This is a genomic window from Streptomyces sp. NPDC002057, assembly GCF_040296665.1.
In the GTDB taxonomy this organism is placed as follows: domain Bacteria; phylum Actinomycetota; class Actinomycetes; order Streptomycetales; family Streptomycetaceae; genus Streptomyces.
The window spans coordinates 19,088-36,577 of the sequence record NZ_JBEOXR010000071.1 but is presented as its reverse complement, the minus strand read 5'-3'; the positions used below and the strand labels follow the sequence as shown (position 1 = coordinate 36,577).

Below are 17,490 nucleotides of genomic sequence, written 5' to 3'. Positions count from 1 at the left end.
TAAGCACGCCGCCAGCGTTCGTCCTGAGCCAGGATCAAACTCTCCGTGAATGTTTACCCGTAATCGGGTGACACTCGCGTTGAGCGGGACAGTCAGGCCGGAATAAGGCCGACTGTCCACAGCGTCCTCGCTGTGTATGTTGCCTACCAACCACAAGGGCCGGCAGGACTTTCAAAGGAACCTCGCCATCCGAAGATGGACGGGGTATCAACTAATCTGGCGTTGATTTTTGGCACGCTGTTGAGTTCTCAAGGAACGGACGCTTCCTTTGTACTCACCCTCTCGGGCTTTCCTCCGGGCTTCCCTTCGTTCTTGCGTTTCCGACTCTATCAGATCTTTCCGATCCGATTTCCTCGGTGCTTTCCGGTCCCTTTTGTTTTCACTCCGGGGGCCTTTCGGCGGTTCCGACTTTATCAGAATCATTTCGGCCGACCTAATCGGTGACTTTCGTGATTCGAATAAGAATCGGGGTGACTCCGTGGAATCGAAATCCCGACCGGAGCGAATGAGACTCTACTTGATCGCTGCCGAACTGTCCAGCTCTAGGCAACCGTTTGAATCTACCTCCCCACAGCCGCCATGTCAATGGCTTTTGTGGGCACCGGAGGACAGTAGCAGGTCAGCGGGGTCGTACGCACATCAGGCGGCGGTGGGGAGGGCGGCGCTGCGGTCGGGTTCGTCGAGGTCGCCCGCCTCGCCCGTCCCGTCGGCCCTGGAGGCGCGGCCTCCCAGGACGTAGACGTAGGCGAGGAAGGCCAGCTCAGCGGCGATCCCGATGATGATGCGGGCCCAGGTGGGCAGGCCGGACGGGGTGACGAAGCCTTCGATCAGGCCCGAGACGAAGAGGACGAGGGCCAGCCCGATCGCCATGCCGACGGCGGCCCGGCCGCGTTCCGCGAGAGCGGCGCGGCGGGTGGTGGGGCCCGGGTCGATGACGGTCCAGCCGAGGCGGAGGCCCGTACCGGCGGCGACGAAGACAGCCGTCAGTTCGAGGAGGCCGTGGGGAAGGATCAGGCCCAGGAAGACGTCCAGGCGGCCTGCGGCGGACATCAGACCGATGGCGACGCCGACGTTCAGCATGTTCAGGAAGAGGATCCAGAGCACCGGGATGCCCAGGAACGCGCCGAGGACCAGGCACATGGCGGCGGCCTGGGCGTTGTTCGTCCAGACCTGGGCGGCGAAGGAGGCCGCCGGGTGGCTGGAGTAGTACGTCTCGTACTGGCCGCCGGGGCGGGTCATCTCGCGGAGGTCGGCCGGGGCGCCGATCGCGGCCTGGACCTCCGGGTGCGTACCGATCCACCAGCCGATGAGCACCGCGAGCAGGGTGGAGAGCACGGCGGTGGGGATCCACCACCGGCGGGAGCGGTAGACGGCCGCGGGGAAGCCGGCGGTGAGGAAGCGGGCGGCGTCGCGCCAGGTGGAGCGCCGGGTGCCGGTCACGGTGGCGCGGGCGCGGGCCACGAGCTGGGTGAGACGGGCCGTGAGCATCGGGTCCGGGGCGCTGGACCGGACGATCGAGAGGTGGGTGGCGGTCCGCTGGTACAGGGCGACGAGTTCGTCGGCCTCGGCGCCCGTGAGCTTGCCGCCCCGGCGCAGGAGCTGGTCGAGGCGTTCCCACTCGGCGCGGTGGGCGGTGACGTAGACGTCGAGGTCCATGATCGGCTGCTGCTCCAGGCATCGGCTGCGGACGGGTCCGTACTACTGCGGCGCGCTGCGGGTCAGCTTGGCAGACTGGCGTTCGGAGGGGTCGCGAAGGTCGGAGAAGGGTGGGCGCCGTGAGTGGGCTGGTGACGGGGGATGCCGTCGTTCTTGGGTTGCAGCCCGCGCGGCTGCCGAGCCGGGCGCTGGCGGTGCTCATCGACCTGGTGGTGGTCTGGGCCGCGTACCTGCTGGTCACGCTCGGGCTCGCGGTCGCCACCGCGTCGCTCGACGAGGCGGCGGTGACGGCGGTGTCCATCGCCTCCTTCCTGTTGATCCTGGTGGGGGCGCCGATCGCGGTGGAGACGCTGTCGCACGGGCGGTCGCTGGGGAAGATGGCCTGCGGGCTGCGCGTGGTGCGGGACGACGGCGGGCCCATCCGGTTCCGGCACGCGCTGGTGCGCGGGGCGATGGGGGTCGTGGAGATCCTGATGACCTTCGGGGTCGTCGCCTGTACCGCCTCACTGGTGTCGGAGCGGGGGCGGCGGCTCGGGGACGTCTTCGCGGGGACGCTGGTGGTGCGGGAGCGGATACCCGCGGCGCGAGCGCTCGTCGTGCCTCCTCCGCCGCCGTGGCTGGTGGGGAGGTTCGCCGGGCTCGATCTCTCGGCGGTGCCCGAGTCCCTGTGGCTGGAGATACGGCAGTACCTCACCCGGGCGCGTGAGCTCGATCCCTCCGTGGGGCGGCGGCTCGCGGAGCGGCTGGCCGACGAGCTGGTGGAGCGGACCGGGACGCCTCCGCCGCCGGGGGTGCCGGCCGACGCGTATCTGGCGGGGGTGGTGGCCGAGCGGCAGGCACGGGAGGCGCGGCGGGCGTTCGCCACCTCGCCGGTGACGGGGGGAGCGGTGGCAGGGATGACGGGGGCGGGGGCGGCCGGACCCTCGGTCGCGGCGCCGGTCCCGTCCTCGCCGGGCTCGTCCTCGGCCGGCGCTTCTTCGTCTGGCGCTTCTTCGTCTGGCGCTTCCTCGGTGGTGGATCGGTCCGTGGTCGGTCCGACTTCCGAGGGTGGGGGGTCCGGAGCTCCCGCTACCGGGTTCGCTCCGCCCGCCTGAGGGTCAGGGGAAGACCGACGGCGGGGTCTCCAGGGCTTCGAGTTCGATGCCGGGGGCCGCGAGGACCACGTCGCCGGCGATGTGGACGGTGTGCCTCTCGCCCGTGTCCAGGGCGCTGACCTGGTACTCGTCCACCATCAGGGGGCCGTTGTCAGTGGCGTGCGCTTCACTCTTCACCAGGGCCCAGGACTGGTCGACCGTGAGGGGGGCGAGCACCGGGTCCGTGAGGGCGACGAGCCTGACACGGGTCTCGGGGGAAGCGGGGGTGAGACGCAGAAGTCGCGTGAGCGCGACGAGGAACGCCGGGGACGTGCCGGTGAAGGCGTGGGCGCGCACATTGCCTTCGGTGGCGTGGGTCCCGGTGGGGTCCGTGCGGACCCAGGTGACGCCGTCGAGGGCCGCGCCGCGGACCTGCCAGCCGGCGGCGTGGAGTTCCAGACGGATGGGGCGGCCGAGTTCGTCGACGGCCAGGTCGACGGAGCCCTTGTGGTCGCCCGAGGGGGTGGTGATCTGCGAGACGTAGCGCCAGCCGGAGGGGCCGGGTGCGCAGTGGAAGTGTTCTTCACCGAGGGGGGTGTGGTCGTGCGGGTCATGGAGCGAATATCGGCCGCGGGGCATGGGTCGGTCCTCGGGAGGGGGCGCTTCCGGAAGCGGTAGCGGGGGCGGGACGGGGCAGGCCCCCCGGCACGGGGGTGCGGGGGGCCTGCCTGAATCCTCTACGGGTGTCCGGGACGGCGTCGCGTCAGCGCGCGGCCGCCGCCGGTCCGGGCATCAGTAGCGGTAGTGGTCCGGCTTGAACGGGCCTTCGACCTCGACGCCGATGTAGGCGGCCTGCTCCGGGCGGAGGGTCGTCAGCTTGACGCCCAGGGCGGCCAGGTGGAGGCGGGCGACCTTCTCGTCCAGGTGCTTGGGCAGGACGTAGACGTCGGTCGGGTACTCCTCCGGCTTCGTGAAGAGCTCGATCTGGGCCAGGGTCTGGTCCGCGAAGGAGTTCGACATGACGAAGGAGGGGTGGCCGGTGGCGTTGCCCAGGTTGAGGAGGCGGCCCTCCGACAGGACGATGAGGACCTTGCCGTCGGGGTAGGTCCAGGTGTGGACCTGCGGCTTGACCTCGTCCTTGACGATGCCCGCGGTCTTGGCGAGGCCGGCCATGTCGATCTCGTTGTCGAAGTGGCCGATGTTGCCGACGATGGCCTGGTGCTTCATCTTGGCCATGTCCCCGGCCATGATGATGTCCTTGTTGCCGGTCGTGGTGATGAAGATGTCGGCGGTCTCGACGACCTCGTCCAGGGTCGTGACCTGGTAGCCGTCCATCGCCGCCTGGAGGGCGCAGATGGGGTCGATCTCGGTGACGATGACGCGGGCGCCCTGGCCGCGGAGGGACTCGGCGCAGCCCTTGCCGACGTCGCCGTAGCCGCAGACGACGACGGTCTTGCCGCCGATGAGGACGTCGGTGGCGCGGTTGATGCCGTCGATGAGGGAGTGGCGGCAGCCGTACTTGTTGTCGAACTTCGACTTCGTCACGGCGTCGTTCACGTTGATCGCCGGGAAGAGGAGGGAGCCGGCCTGGTGCATCTCGTACAGGCGGTGGACGCCGGTGGTGGTCTCCTCGGTCACGCCGCGGATCTCGGACGCGAGCTGGGTCCACTTCTGCGGGTTCTCGCCGAGGGTGCGGTTGAGGAGACGGAGGATGTAGCCGTACTCCTCGCTGTCCGCGGTGGCCGGGTCCGGGGCGGAGCCCGCCTTCTCGAACTCGACGCCCTTGTGGACGAGGAGGGTGGCGTCACCGCCGTCGTCGAGGATCATGTTCGGGCCGCCGGTGGGCGTGTTCGGCCAGGTGAGGGCCTGCTCGGTGCACCACCAGTACTCCTCCAGGGTCTCGCCCTTCCAGGCGAAGACCGGCACGCCCTGCGGGTTCTCCGGGGTGCCGTTCGGGCCGACGGCGATGGCCGCGGCGGCGTGGTCCTGGGTGGAGAAGATGTTGCAGGAGGCCCAGCGGACCTCGGCGCCGAGGGCGACCAGGGTCTCGATGAGGACGGCGGTCTGCACGGTCATGTGCAGGGAGCCGGTGACGCGGGCGCCGGCGAGCGGCTGCTGCTCGGCGTACTCGCGGCGGATCGACATGAGGCCGGGCATCTCGTGCTCGGCGAGGGTGATCTCCTTGCGGCCGAAGGCGGCGAGGGAGAGGTCGGCGACCTTGAAGTCCTGGGTGGCGGCAGTCGTCATGACTGGGCTGCTCCTCGTGTGTTCGAGTGCGAGGGTCGGTTGGGGCGCCGGGCGCCACGGAGGCTCCCTGGGCACAGGAATGCCCGGGGTTCTCCACGGTGCCGTCGTCGGAGGCCCTCTCTCCCTCGGCCGGTCCGTGCGGACCGCCCGACCGCCATCAGCAGCGACGTCTGGCTGGTCACGAATCTACACCGGACGGCCCGGCGGGCCACAGTCCGCATCGGGCGGCGGGCCGCCCCCGGAGGCGCGTGCGGACGCACGGGGCCCCCGGGACCGTGGGGTCCCGGGGGCTCCGTGGGGGCGCGGTCAGTGGTCGGTGCCGCCCGGGCTCTTGGCCGGGTTCACGCCGGCCGAGGCGGCCTTCTCGTCGTAGACGTCGGGCTCCAGGTAGATGACCCGGGCGATCGGGACGGCGGCGCGGATGCGTGCCTCGGCGGCGTTGATGGCGTTGGCGACCTCGGCGGCCGAGTCGTCGTGCTGGACGGCGATCTTGGCGGCGACGAGGAGTTCCTCCGGGCCGAGGTGGAGCGTGCGCATGTGGATGAGGCGGGTGACGCTGTCGCCGTCGACGACCGCGTCCTCGATCTTCTTGACGTCCTCGATGCCGGCGGACTCGCCGAGGAGCAGCGACTTGGTCTCGGCGGCCAGCACGATCGCGATGGCGATGAGGAGGATGCCGATGCAGAGGGTGCCGATGCCGTCCCAGACGCCGTCGCCGGTCAGCAGGGCCAGGCCGACGCCGCCGAGGGCGAGGATCAGGCCGATGAGGGCGCCGAGGTCCTCCAGGAGGACGACGGGCAGCTCGGGGGCCTTGGCCCGGCGGACGAACTCCTTCCAGGAGAGGGCGCCTCGGACGAGGTTCGACTCCTGGATGGCGGTGCGGAAGGAGAAGGACTCGGCGATGATCGCGAAGACGAGGACGCCGACGGGCCAGTACCAGGCCTCGATCGGGTGCGGGTGCTTGATCTTCTCGTAGCCCTCGTAGATGGCGAACATGCCACCGACGGAGAAGAGGACGATGGAGACGAGGAAGGCGTAGATGTACCGCTCGCGGCCGTAGCCGAAGGGGTGTTGCGGGGTCGCCTCGCGCTTGGCCTTCTTGCCGCCGAGGAGCAGCAGGCCCTGGTTGCCGGAGTCGGCGAGGGAGTGGACGCTCTCCGCGAGCATCGAGGACGAACCACTGAAGAGGAACGCCACGAACTTGGCTACGGCGATCGCGAGGTTGGCGGCGAGTGCCGCCACGATCGCCTTGGTTCCGCCTGACGCGCTCATGGGTGTGTGTGGTCCCTTCGTCGATGCACCGGCTCTGTCGCCGCGGTTCGGCCGGTCATTGTTGCATCAGGCCACGACGGTGGCGCGGAAGACCGTCCCCGTACCGCTGAGTTCGACCCGCTCCCCCGCCGGCACGAAGACGGACTCGCCGGCGGCGAGGGTGACCTCGCCGGCCTGGGGGCGGCCGGCGACGGCGAGCAGGATCTGCGGGACGGGGCCGGTCAGGTCGGTGGGGGCGGCGCCCTCGGGCCGTACGAAGCGGGAGAGGCGGAACTCGTCGATCGGGGTGTCGTAGACCTCTTCCCCGGTCGGGGAGGCCTCGGGGCGCAGGACGGCCGGGTCGGTCGGCTCGAAGCGGACCACGCGCAGGAGTTCGGGGACGTCGATGTGCTTGGGGGTCAGTCCGCAGCGCAGGACGTTGTCGGAGTTGGCCATGATCTCGACGCCGAGGCCGTCGAGGTAGGCGTGCGGGACGCCGGCGCCGAGGTAGAGGGCCTCGCCGGGCTGGAGCCGGACCCGGTTGAGGAGCATGGCGGCGATGACGCCGGGGTCGCTCGGGTAGTGGTGGGCGAGGCTCGCGTACGGGGCGTGGTCGCCGCCGAGGCGGTCGGCGGCGGCGGCCGCCTCCGTGACGGTGTGCGCCATCTCCTCCGGGTCGGCGGTGAGGAGGGCCGTCAGGACCTCGCGGAGCGCGGCCTCTTCGGGGTGGGCGTGGAGGAGGTCGACGTACGGCTTGAGGGTGTCGACGCCGAGCGCGGCGATGAGGTCGGCGGCCTCGGCGGGGGCGCGGAAGCCGCACAGTCCGTCGAAGGGGGTGAGGGCGCAGATCAGCTCGGGCTTGTGGTTGGCGTCCTTGTACGTGCGGTGCGGGGCGTCGATCGGGATGCCCGCCGCCTCTTCGGCGGCGTATCCGGCCCGTGCCTGGTCCAGGTCGGGGTGGGCCTGGAGGGAGAGGGGGGCGCCGGCGGCGAGCACCTTCAGCAGGAACGGCAGGCGCGGTCCGAACTTCTCGACGGAACGCCGGCCCAGCTCGCGTACGGGATCGGCGTCGATCAGCTCGTTCAGCGAGCCGCGCTCGGTGCGGGAGGGGGCGCCGGGGTGGGCGCCCATCCACATCTCGGCCTGAGGCTCGCCGGTCGGGGCGGTGCCGAGGAGTTCCGGGATGGCCGTCGTAGATCCCCAGGCGTAGGGGCGGACGGTGGTGACGAGGCGGTCCATGGTGCCTGCCAGCTCCTCGGGGCGGTGACGGATGGTGAGGGGTGTCGGGAGACAGGTGACAGGGGGCGGGTGACGGGTGGGTGACGGGCCGGTGGACGGCGCGTCGGGCGGGGCGGTACGGATGCCGCCGCGGGCGGTGAGCGGGGGCGTCGGCCGGTGGCGGGTGGGCCGGCCGGTGGGCCGCTCCGTCAGCCCGTGGCCGTGCGTGCCGGGGTGGCCAGGGCGAGGTAGACGGCGGCGAAGTCGGTCACCGCGAGCAGTTCGGCCAGAGTCTCCAGGTCGCCGCCCTCCTCCGGTTCCAGCTCGCTGATGGCCGTCTCGTGGCCGAGGGCGAGTTCGCGGGCGGCGTGGGCGGCGGTGAGGCCGTCGGCCGGGCGGTCGCGCAGCAGGACGACCCTGGCGCGCAGGGCCTGCGGCTCGTCGACCCGGTCCCGGAAGAAGTCCTCGGGGTCGGCGCCCGCCGCGTAGTCGCCGGCGAGCAGGACGCCGTGGGCGGGCAGCGCCTCGGGGAGTTCGGCGGCGAGGGCCGGCAGTCCGGCGAGCTCGGCGAGGACGGCGGCGAAGCGGCGGCCGGCCGGGCCCGCTGCGGCGCCCTCGGTCCAGATGAGCGGAAGCGTGTCGGCGAGTTCGGCGGCGAGCGTCTTGGCCGGGTTGCTGTAGGTGGCGATGGCCGGGCCGCAGCGCTCGGCCGTGCGGTCCAGCCGGTCGGCGACCTTCTCCAGGGTCTCCGGCGGCGCCTCCAGGAGGCCGACGCGGTCGAGGAGCGCGAGCAGCGGGGTGAAGAGGGCCCAGAGGGCGCCGGGGCTGGCCGCGATGGACTCGGCGTACTCGTCGGGGGTCTCGTTCGGCGCCATGGCCATCGGGACGAACAGGCCGTGGGAGCCGCTGACGGCCTCGGCGAGCGGCGAGGACTTCGGGGCGACGGCGACGACCGTGATGCCGCGGCGGTAGGCCTGCTCGGCGAGGAGCGCGAGGCCCGGTTCGGAGCCGTCCGTCGTCGGCAGGAGGAGCAGGTCGACGGAGCCGGCCCAGCCGGGGAGGGCCCAGCGCAGCGCGCCCGCGGCGGGGGCGACGCCGGTGGGCCGGAGGCGTACGACGGGGGCGGAGGCCCCCGCCAGGGCGCCGATCAGGTCGGCGACGCCGACGGCCGCGGTGCCGGGGCCCGCGACGAGGACGGCGCGGGGACGGCCCTCGGGGTGGAGGTCCGCGATACCGGCCTCGGTGGCGTGCCGGGTCGCCGTCCGCACCCGTGCGCCCGCTTCGGCGGCGCCGCGCAGGAGGCCGCGGCGGTCGGCCAGGGCGAGGTCGTCCGGGGCGTCGAGGAGGGTCTCGTCGAGCATGTGGGCGGTGCCTCCGGTCGCTTCGTCGGAGCGGGGTCCCCGAGGGGCGCGCTGGTGCGGGTTACGGGCGGCGGGCCTCGTCGGTCAGGAGGACCGGGATGCCGTCGCGGACGGGGTACGCGAGGCCGCAGTCGGCGCCCGTGCAGAGGAGTTCGGGGGTCTCGTCCGAGGTGCGGTCGTCGAGCGGAGCGTGGCACGCGGGGCAGGCCAGGATCTCCAGGAGGCCGGCTTCGAGCGGCATGGGGTGTCCCTTCGAGCTAACGATGGTGGTGCTGCCCTTCGGGCCAGGTCAGCCTACCGCCGGGGAACGGGGGGTGCCCCGTTCCCCGGCGGGTGGCGGCGTCAGTCCGTCGCCCGGACCAGGGCCAGGACCTCGTCGCGGACCTTGGCCATGGTGACCTCGTCGCGGGCCTCGACGTTGAGGCGGAGCAGCGGCTCGGTGTTGGAGGCGCGGAGGTTGAACCACCAGTCCTCCGCCGTCACGGTGAGGCCGTCGAGCTCGTCGAGGGTCACGCCCTCGCCCTCGTACGCCGCCCGGACCTTGGCCGCGCTGGCCGCCTGGTCGGCGACCGTGGAGTTGATCTCGCCCGAGGAGGCGTAGCGGTCGTAGGCCGAGACCAGGCCGGACAGGGTGCCGTCCTGGCCGCCGAGGGCCGCCAGGACGTGGAGCGCGGCCAGCATGCCGGTGTCCGCGTTCCAGAAGTCCTTGAAGTAGTAGTGCGCCGAGTGCTCGCCGCCGAAGATCGCCCCGGTCTTCGCCATCTCCTCCTTGATGAAGGAGTGGCCGACGCGGGTGCGGACCGGCTCGCCGCCGTTCTCACGGACGACCTCGGGCACCGACCAGGAGGTGATCAGGTTGTGGATGATCGTCCCGCCGGGGTGCTTCGCGAGTTCGCGGGCGGCGACGAGGGCCGTGATCGCGGACGGCTGGACGGGCTCGCCGCGCTCGTCGACGACGAAGCAGCGGTCGGCGTCACCGTCGAAGGCCAGGCCCAGGTCGGCGCCCTCGGCCAGCACGCGGGCCTGGAGGTCCACGATGTTCGCCGGGTCGAGCGGGTTGGCCTCGTGGTTCGGGAAGGTGCCGTCCAGCTCGAAGTACATCGGGACGACGTCCAGCGGCAGGCCCTCGAAGACGGTGGGGACCGTGTGGCCGCCCATGCCGTTGCCCGCGTCGACGACCACCTTGAGGGGGCGGATCGTCGTGAGGTCGACCAGGGACTTCAGGTACGCGGCGTAGTCCGCCAGGGTGTCCCGTTCGGTGATCGTGCCCGGCGTGGCCGCGGCCTCGGGGGCGCCCGCCTCCGACCAGCGCTCGGCCAGCTCGCGGATCTCGGCGAGGCCGGTGTCCTGGCCGACGGGTGCGGCGCCGGCGCGGCACATCTTGATGCCGTTGTACTGGGCCGGGTTGTGCGAGGCGGTGAACATCGCGCCGGGCAGGCCGAAGCTGCCGGACGCGAAGTACAGCTGGTCGGTGGAGCAGAGCCCGATCAGCGTGACGTCGGCACCGAGCCGGGCCGCGCCGCGCGCGAAGGCGGCCGAGAGGCCGGGCGACGAGGGGCGCATGTCGTGGCCGACGACGATCGCGTCCGCGTCCGTCACCCGTACGAACGCGGCGCCGAAGAGCTCGGCGAGCGCCTTGTCCCACTGGTCGGGAACGACTCCGCGGACGTCGTACGCCTTCACGATCTGCGACAGATCGACAGTCACGGATCCACCCTCCTGAGTTCTCGGCACGCGGTGCGGCGCGTGTACGGAACGCCAAAACTACCCGGAGTGGGGAGGGGGAACGCGGACGGTGGCCGGTTGCGCTCAGTTGTCGGGGGAACGGAGCACCCTGAGGTGCCCGCGGCGCCCGACCTCCATGGGGTCGCCGCCGCGGCCTCCGGGGCCCTTGCCGCCGGATCCGGCGGCGCGTTCCTGGGGGCGGGCCGCCTCCCGGACCGCGTTGGCCAGGGCTTCGAGGTCGTCGCCGCTGGGGCGGGCCGGGGCCGACCCGTCGGTGAGCCGCACGACCTCCCACCCGCGTGGGGCGGTGAGGCGCTCGCTGTGCTCGGCGCACAGGTCGTAGCAGTGGGGCTCGGCGTAGGTGGCGAGCGGGCCGAGGACCGCAGTCGAGTCGGCATAGACGTACGTCAGTGTCGCGACGGCAGGGCGGCCGCACGCAGTGCGCGAACAGCGACGTACAGGGCTCACGACGTTGGACGGTACCGCACTCTTGAGCGGGCCGCGACGACTCTCCCTCAGGTCACTCCACCGTGTCGCGCTGTGACCTCCGCCACCCGCCTCCGGAGAGCGGCATCCCTGACCTGCGGGAGAGGGGGCGCAAGGGGGTGCGGTCGGGAGTCGATCCGGACAGTCGGGGGTACGGATCCGGTCAACCACGGCCAGATGGCCGATCGTGCGGGGCTGTCGAATCGAGCGGGTGGTTGGCCGGAATGTTCAGGTTTCGACATGGGGTGGGCTGGTGGGGCAGGGGTGCCGGGGAAGGTGGCGAGGATGCGCCACCGTGCGGAGAGACCGATGAGGGTTACGCTGCGTCAGTGATGGACAGTCCTGTGCCGCCCAGCCCCCCGCACCGCTCCACGGAGCCCCCGGCGGAGCCCCGGGTGCGCCGCCGCGACCGGCACGGCCGCGGTATGCGGGGACCGGTCGCCCCGCCGCAGGTGCCGCTCTCCGCGAGCCGGGCCGACACCTTCCGCGATCTCGTCCTCGACTCGGTGGAGCGCCTCGAACGGCGCTGGCCCCAGCTCGCGGACATCGAGTTCATGGTGATGGAGGTGCCGCCGCCGGTGACGGGCGAGACGGTGCCGCTGGGCGGCTCGGCGCCCGCCGAGAAGGACGAGCCGGCCCGGGTCGTCGTCTACCGGCGGCCGGTCGAGATCCGCTCGAAGAGCCGGGACGAGCGGGCGCTCATCGTCCACGAGGTGGTCGTGGAGCAGGTCGCTGAGCTCCTCGGGCTCTCCCCCGAGTCGGTCGATCCGCGGTACGGGCAGGACTGAGCCCGCTGGCACCGCTCCTCCGGGCGGGGCCGGGTCCCGGCCGTGGCGCTCGTACGGGTCAGGACCGGGTCCCGGCCGTGGCGCTCCTGCGGGCAGGACCGGGTCCCGGCCGTGGCTGCCGGGAACGGGTCGGGGCCGGGGCCCCGCCCGTGTCCGTCCGTGGGGCGGCCGTCAGTCCAGGACGCCGAGGTCCTGGTGGGCCGACGGGACCTCGACCGTGCCCCGGTCGTCGACGAAGGTCTGGACGGTGAACATCGGCGTTCCGTCCTGCGGCAGCGCCAGCGTCCGCGCCGCGTACACCTTGCCGCCGGAGACCGGCTCGACGGTCAGCGCGTAGGAACCCTTGAGCCCCTCGGGGACGAGGTCGGTGAGGGCCGCCGTCGTGCCCGCCTTGACCGTGACCGTCCTCGACACCGGCGTACCCCCGCCGGAACCGGCCGAGGCCGTGATCTTCACCTGGGCGGCGGCGCCGGGGGCGGTCAGCGAGAGGGTGGTGGCCTTGGCCCGGTTGTCGGCGACGGTCGCGCGGGCGGAGATCGCCGGAGTCGCCGGCACGAAGGCCACCTCGGTCTTCTCCCCCTTGCCGCGGACCACCCGGAGGGCGGCCACGACGGGGGTGGGCTTCTTCGGGTCGCTCGGGGTGAGCACCAGGGAGCCCGCCTCGCCGCGGGTGAGGTCCTTCAGGTCGAGGGAGGCCGTCATGCCGGACTTCACGTGCAGGGAACCGGCGCCGGCGGGGACGATCGTGCCGGTCGCGGTGGCCAGCTGGATCTTGAGGTCGGCGTCGTCGTCGCCGGGGACGAAGGCCACCAGGCGTACGGAGGTGGCGTCGGCCGGGATGCCGGGGAGGACGGCGCTGCTCGCCGGGTCGGCGGCGGGGGCGATCCAGTCGGTGCCGAGCTTCTCGTCGGCGGAGCCGATGGCGGCGCCGACCCGTCCGCTGCGGGTGGTGACGTGGACGGTGACGGACTCCTGCGCCGCCTCGCCCGTGAGGGTGGAGAGCAGGACGGGGACCGTGGAGCGGGCGGGGATCGGGATGCCCTCGGTGAACTGGGACTTGAGGGCGCCCTCGGGGCCGTACAGCTCGATGTCGGCGACGGCGGAGGTGTCGTCCGGGTTGGTGAGGTGGACGTAGTCCTGGCGTTCCTTGGCGGTGGAGGCCGCCGGGAACCAGAAGTCGGTGTCGGGGGCGCCGCAGCCGAGGCCGAGCAGGCCGCGAGCGCCGCCCGCCGGGACGACGGTGGTCTGCTGGACGGTCCAGCCGGGGGCGAGGGTGCCGGTCGCGGTGCCGGTGAGGGCGGGTGCGGCGGGGCCCTTCGCCTCGGCGGTGACGGGCTTGCCGGGGGCGGTGACGGTGGCCGGGACCTTGGGGGCCTTGGGCGTCTTGCCGCCCTTGGAGGCGCCGCCGGAGGTGGTCGTGTTCGCGGCGGCGCGGAGCTGGGCGGTGGGCCGGTCGGCCCGGCCGGGAGCGCCGGTCGCCGTGCCCGCACCGGTCGGGGTGTACGAGGTGTAGAGGGTCTCGGCCACCTCGGAGGTGCTCGGTACCGGGCAGGCCAGGCCCGCCCGCTCGATCGGCAGGCGGGTGGGTGCCTTGGCCGCGGGGGCGGCGGGGCCGTCCGTGGTGGTGAGGGACGCGAAGCCGGTGACGGCGGCGAGCGCCGTCGCGACCGCGATCAGGGAGAGGGTCGTGCGCTTCACTGGTTGCTGCTCCCGTCGGGACGCTGCTCGGTCTCGTGACCCTGGGGGTAGCCGTAGCCGTACGGGTCGTACTGCTGCTGCTCGTACTGCTGCTGCGGGTCGTACTGCGGCTGCTGGTACTGCTGCGGGTCGTACTGCTGCTGCGACGGGTCGTACTGCTGCGGCTGCTGCTGCTCGTAGCCCTGTTCGGTGTAGGGCTGCTGCTGGTCGTAGCCCTGCTGGGGGTACGCGTACGGCTGCTGCTGGTACGGGTCGGCCGCGTACTCCTGGTAGTAGCCCTGCTCGGCGTACGCCTGGGTCTGGGGCTGTTCCTGGGGCTGCTCCTGCGCCTGGGCGTACGCCGGGTCGTGGCCGCCGTCCCAGTCCTGGGGCTCGTACTGCTGCTGCGCCGGGACGGCGACGGGCTCCGGTCCGGTCCCGGCGGCCTCGGCGGCCTCGGCCTCCGCCTCGGCGGCGGCGCGCAGCCGGCGGGCCCGCCGGCCGTCGCCCTCGGTCGCCTGGGCGGGGATCGCGAGCTCCTCCTCGGGCAGGTCGTCGTCGATCTCGCGTCGTCGCCCGGGCAGGGCGAGGACGAGCAGGACGACGGCCATGCCGACCTGGGCCCAGATCCACACGGTGTGGGTGAACGGCTGGTCGTACGTGACGTCCAGGCGGCCGCCCTGGGCGGGGAGTTCGAAGCCCTGGGCCCAGCCGTCGACGGTGGTGCGGGTCAGCTCCTTGCCGTCGAGGGTGGCGGTCCAGCCCTCGTCGGCGCGGTCGGCGAGGCGCAGGACGCGGCCGGCGGGGCCGGCCGGGATCTTGGTGTGGGCCTCGACGGGACCGGCGGCGACGGCGACCGGGGCCGTCCCCTCCGCGGCGTCCGCCGGCTTCGGCGCCGCCCCGTCCGCCGCCCCGTCCGTCGTCCCCTCCGCCGTCTTCGCGGCCGGCGGGACGATCATGACGCGGGCGATCTCGCGGTCCACGCGCCAGAGCGCGCTGCCGTCGAGCTGGCTGAGGCGGCTGAGGCCGGGGGTGGAGTCGAGGACGCGGTGCATCTGGCGCGGTGCCCCGTCCCGTACGAGGACGTAGCGGATCGCGTAGCCGCTGAGCTCCTGCGTCTGGTCGGCGCCGGAGCCCGCGACCAGGTGGGCGACGACGTCGTCGAGGCGCGGGTCGTCCTCGGCTCCCGCGGTCAGTTCGGCGTCGCCGAGACGGGCGCCGGAGCCGCGGACCAGGGTGTAGGCGACCTCGCCGGGCGAGCTGCCGCCGAGGACGAGGGTGCGGGGCTGGTCGCGGGTGCCGCTCTCCTCGGCGACGAAGGCCGGGACCTGGACCGGGTCGCGCCGGGTCAGCGGGCCGTCGGCGCCGCCGATCATCCAGCCGACGGCGGCGACGGCGGGGCCGAGGGCGCAGGCGAGGGCGATGAGGGCGGCGACGGGCTGGCGCCAGCCGAAGCCGTGGGCGGCGACGCGGGTGCGGCCGCCCTCCGCGCCGATCATTCCGGCGGCGATGAGGGCGGCGCCGTAGACGAGGGTGGCGGGTCCGGCCCAGCCGGTGCCGCCCGCGCCGTTGGAGAGGACCGCGAGGAGGAGGCCGGCGAGGGCCGCGGCCCAGGCGGCGCCGACGGCGAGCTGCCGCTCCTCGCGCAGCAGTCCGGCCAGCGCGGCGAGGACGAGACCGGCCAGCAGGAGGCCGCCGGTGGTGCCGGGGCCGCCCGGGCTGGTGCCGAGCAGGTCGAGGGCGGTGGCCGTGCCCGTACGGATGTCGAGGCCGGCCTCGCGCAGGAACGCGCCCGGGTCGGTGAGCAGCGTCAGCGACCAGGGGGCTAGGACGAGCAGCGGGGTGCCGACGACGGCGACGAAGCGCAGTCCGTACGCCGTGATGTCGGAGCGGCGGACGACGAGCACGCCGAGTCCGAGGAGGACGGCGAGCGGCCAGACGACCGGGGTGAACGCGGTCGTGAAGGTGAGCAGGAAGGTGTACGCCCAGGTGGCGCGCCAGCTGCCCCGGTCGGGCCGGTTGAAGCCGTGCGCGGCGACGGCGGCGCGGGCCGCCAGCGGGAGCAGGATCGCGAGGACGGCGGTGCCGAGCCGGCCGGTGGCGAGCGCCCCGGTGGCGGCGGGCAGGAAGGCGTACGCGATGGCGCCCCAGGCGCGCAGGAGGCGGGACTCGACGATGCCGCGGGCGGCGAAGTAGGCGGTGAAGCCGGCGAGCGGGACCGAGCAGACGAGCAGCACGGTCAGCGCGGTGGAGGTGGAGCCGAGGAAGAGCGCGGAGAGCGCGGCCAGGACGGCCAGGTAGGGCGGGGCGGTCTGGGTGCCGCCGGTGCCGAGGGCGTGCCAGGAGTCGGCGTACCGCGACCAGAGTGCGGAGACGGTGTCGGGCGCGGGCAGCAGGGCGCCGCCGGCGAGGGAGCCGCCGGCGAAGAGGTTGCGGCAGGCGACCAGGGAGATGAGGAGCAGGAGGCCGAAGAGGACCGGGCCGGGCTTGCGGGCGATCTTCTTGAGCCGGGCGAACTGCTCGATCTCCAGGTAGTCGGCGTCGTCGCCGCCGGGCCCGGACTCGACGACGCCGTGGCGGGAGCCGCCGGAGTCGGCCTCGTTGCCGCCGAAGTTGGCGGTGAACTGTTCGGCGGCGGCGCGGACGGTGGCGCCGGGCGGCGGGAACAGCGGGCGGAGTTCGCTCGCGGGGACGGCGGGGTTCTTGCGCCGCTTGCGGGCGGCGAGGATCCGCTCGGGGCGCAGCAGGGTGGTGAGGAGGCCCATGACCTCGTCGACGGCCTGGCCGGGGACCTTGCCGACGAGGTAGGCGAGGGTGCGGAGCAGGGTGCTGACCACCAGCCGTACGAGGACGTACGGGAGGGCGGCGCCGCGGGTGTTGGCCAGGAGGGTGTAGACGGCGCCGGCCTTGTCGACGCGGTGCGGGTTGGCGGCGGTGCGGCCCGCGCAGTCGACGGTGCGGCGCTCGCGGGCGGAGGCCTCGGCGTGCCGCAGGACGGCGTCGGGGGCGATGAGGACGCGGTGGCCGGCGGAGTGGGCGCGCCAGCACAGGTCGACGTCGTCGCGCATGAGCGGCAGGCGCCGGTCGAAGCCGCCGAGCTCCTCGAAGACGTCGCGCCGGACGAGCATGCCGGCGGTGGAGACGGAGAGGACGGGGCGGACCTGGTCGTGCTGGCCCTGGTCCTGCTCGCGGCGGTCGAGTCCGGTCCAGCGGCGGCCGCTGCGGGCGATGGAGACGCCGGTCTCCAGGAGCTGCTTCCTGTCGTACCAGCCGCGCAGCTTGGGGCCGATGACGGCGGCGTCCGCGTCGGAGTCGGCGACGCGCAGGAGTTCGGCGAGGGCGCCGGGCTCGGGGGCGCAGTCGTCGTGGAGGAGCCAGAGCCACTGGACCGGTTCGCCGTGCGGCAGTTCGGGCAGGTCGTAGGCGTTGTCGTCCCAGGTCCGGCTGACGGGGTCCCAGCCGCTGGGGCGCTTCAGGTAGGGCAGGTCCTCGGGTCCGAGCTCGGGCGCGGTGCGGGACGCCTCCTCGACGGCGGCGCCGAAGCCGGTGCGGCGCGCGAGGTGCAGGACGCGGTCGGCGCCGATGGCGTCGGCGAGGAGCTGCGCCGAGTCGTCGGCGCTGCCGGTGTCGGCCGCGACCACGTTCTGCACGGGGCGTTCCTGGGCGAGCAGCCCGGCGAGGGCGTCCGGCAGCCAGCGGGCGCCGTCGTGGGTGACGAGCACGGCGGTGACGACGTGTCGCGGAAACTCAGGAGTTGAGGACATCGAGCTACGGGCCCTCCGGCCGGGGTCGCCCGCGGGGGGCGTGGGGAGCGTCTCGGACGGAGGCCCACACTAACGGCTGCACGCGGAGGGGTCCGCCGCCCTGTGGACAGAGCGGGAGGAAGGGTTTCCGTACAAAGCAAGCAGAACGGTCCGCCGCCTGTGGCTGGAGCACAGGGGCGGACCGCTCCGCTGGTACCGACTGTGGTGCTGCTTGTCCCGCCGTGTGTTCCGGTGGGCGCGCCCG

At 73.3% G+C, this 17,490-nt stretch carries 13 protein-coding genes; 2 read left to right on the top strand and 11 right to left on the bottom strand.

Features of this window, described 5'->3' with window-relative positions:
* Positions 1–639: 639 nt before the first annotated feature.
* On the bottom strand, positions 640–1,656 hold the full coding sequence (locus ABT129_RS34800) for a stage II sporulation protein M (RefSeq protein ID WP_351909662.1): 1,017 nt from the start codon (positions 1,654–1,656) through the stop codon (positions 640–642).
* A 119-nt stretch (positions 1,657–1,775) separates the two neighbouring features.
* Here ABT129_RS34800 and ABT129_RS34795 point away from each other — a divergent pair, with 119 nt between their 5' ends.
* Complete coding sequence (locus ABT129_RS34795) at positions 1,776–2,750, top strand: RDD family protein (RefSeq protein ID WP_351909660.1); 975 nt, start codon at positions 1,776–1,778, stop codon at positions 2,748–2,750.
* A 3-nt stretch (positions 2,751–2,753) separates the two neighbouring features.
* Here ABT129_RS34795 and ABT129_RS34790 read toward each other — a convergent pair whose 3' ends face one another.
* The 8 genes from ABT129_RS34790 to ABT129_RS34755 form a co-directional block, all read right to left on the bottom strand.
* Positions 2,754–3,368 carry a hypothetical protein gene (locus ABT129_RS34790; RefSeq protein ID WP_351909658.1) on the bottom strand — a complete coding sequence of 205 codons (615 nt, stop codon included), beginning with the start codon at positions 3,366–3,368 and terminating at the stop codon, positions 2,754–2,756.
* A gap of 153 nt (positions 3,369–3,521) precedes the next feature.
* Positions 3,522–4,976, bottom strand: coding sequence for an adenosylhomocysteinase (gene ahcY, locus ABT129_RS34785; RefSeq protein ID WP_351909656.1), 1,455 nt, complete (start codon positions 4,974–4,976; stop codon positions 3,522–3,524).
* A 306-nt stretch (positions 4,977–5,282) separates the two neighbouring features.
* Positions 5,283–6,248 (bottom strand): cation diffusion facilitator family transporter, encoded by a 966-nt coding sequence (locus ABT129_RS34780; protein ID WP_351909654.1) that lies wholly within the window; start codon positions 6,246–6,248, stop codon positions 5,283–5,285.
* A gap of 66 nt (positions 6,249–6,314) precedes the next feature.
* Entirely contained in the window at positions 6,315–7,466 is a 1,152-nt protein-coding gene (gene manA / locus ABT129_RS34775) for a mannose-6-phosphate isomerase, class I (protein WP_351909652.1), read from the bottom strand.
* A gap of 188 nt (positions 7,467–7,654) precedes the next feature.
* Positions 7,655–8,806, bottom strand: coding sequence for an SIS domain-containing protein (locus tag ABT129_RS34770; protein ID WP_351909650.1), 1,152 nt, complete (start codon positions 8,804–8,806; stop codon positions 7,655–7,657).
* 61 nt (positions 8,807–8,867) lie between these two features.
* Positions 8,868–9,047 (bottom strand): Trm112 family protein, encoded by a 180-nt coding sequence (locus tag ABT129_RS34765; RefSeq protein WP_351909648.1) that lies wholly within the window; start codon positions 9,045–9,047, stop codon positions 8,868–8,870.
* A gap of 101 nt (positions 9,048–9,148) precedes the next feature.
* Positions 9,149–10,513 carry a phosphomannomutase/phosphoglucomutase gene (locus ABT129_RS34760; protein ID WP_351909646.1) on the bottom strand — a complete coding sequence of 455 codons (1,365 nt, stop codon included), beginning with the start codon at positions 10,511–10,513 and terminating at the stop codon, positions 9,149–9,151.
* A gap of 102 nt (positions 10,514–10,615) precedes the next feature.
* Entirely contained in the window at positions 10,616–11,050 is a 435-nt protein-coding gene (locus tag ABT129_RS34755) for a DUF3499 domain-containing protein (protein ID WP_351909671.1), read from the bottom strand.
* A 299-nt stretch (positions 11,051–11,349) separates the two neighbouring features.
* Here ABT129_RS34755 and ABT129_RS34750 point away from each other — a divergent pair, with 299 nt between their 5' ends.
* On the top strand, positions 11,350–11,805 hold the full coding sequence (locus ABT129_RS34750; protein WP_351909670.1) for a metallopeptidase family protein: 456 nt from the start codon (positions 11,350–11,352) through the stop codon (positions 11,803–11,805).
* Positions 11,806–11,976: 171 nt separating this feature from the next.
* Here the strand turns inward: ABT129_RS34750 and ABT129_RS34745 are convergent, their stop codons facing one another.
* Together ABT129_RS34745 and ABT129_RS34740 are read right to left on the bottom strand one after the other, a co-directional pair.
* Positions 11,977–13,503 (bottom strand): DUF5719 family protein, encoded by a 1,527-nt coding sequence (locus ABT129_RS34745; RefSeq protein WP_351909644.1) that lies wholly within the window; start codon positions 13,501–13,503, stop codon positions 11,977–11,979.
* Positions 13,500–17,246: a glycosyltransferase family 2 protein gene (locus ABT129_RS34740; protein WP_351909642.1), complete on the bottom strand. Its 3,747-nt coding sequence runs from the start codon at positions 17,244–17,246 to the stop codon at positions 13,500–13,502. Before ABT129_RS34740 ends, ABT129_RS34745 begins: the two co-directional genes overlap by 4 nt.
* Positions 17,247–17,490: the final 244 nt, after the last annotated feature.

Excerpts from the sequence above, each read along its gene's own strand:
- ABT129_RS34800 (WP_351909662.1), bottom strand. The coding sequence starts at position 1,656 with ATGGACCTCGACGTCTACGTCACCGCCCACCGCGCCGAGTGGGAACGC.
- ABT129_RS34790 (WP_351909658.1), bottom strand. The coding sequence starts at position 3,368 with ATGCCCCGCGGCCGATATTCGCTCCATGACCCGCACGACCACACCCCC.
- ahcY (WP_351909656.1), bottom strand. The coding sequence starts at position 4,976 with ATGACGACTGCCGCCACCCAGGACTTCAAGGTCGCCGACCTCTCCCTC.
- ABT129_RS34780 (WP_351909654.1), bottom strand. The coding sequence starts at position 6,248 with ATGAGCGCGTCAGGCGGAACCAAGGCGATCGTGGCGGCACTCGCCGCC.
- manA (WP_351909652.1), bottom strand. The coding sequence starts at position 7,466 with ATGGACCGCCTCGTCACCACCGTCCGCCCCTACGCCTGGGGATCTACG.
- ABT129_RS34770 (WP_351909650.1), bottom strand. The coding sequence starts at position 8,806 with ATGCTCGACGAGACCCTCCTCGACGCCCCGGACGACCTCGCCCTGGCC.
- ABT129_RS34765 (WP_351909648.1), bottom strand. The coding sequence starts at position 9,047 with ATGCCGCTCGAAGCCGGCCTCCTGGAGATCCTGGCCTGCCCCGCGTGC.
- ABT129_RS34750 (WP_351909670.1), top strand. The coding sequence starts at position 11,350 with ATGGACAGTCCTGTGCCGCCCAGCCCCCCGCACCGCTCCACGGAGCCC.
- ABT129_RS34740 (WP_351909642.1), bottom strand. The coding sequence starts at position 17,246 with ATGTCCTCAACTCCTGAGTTTCCGCGACACGTCGTCACCGCCGTGCTC.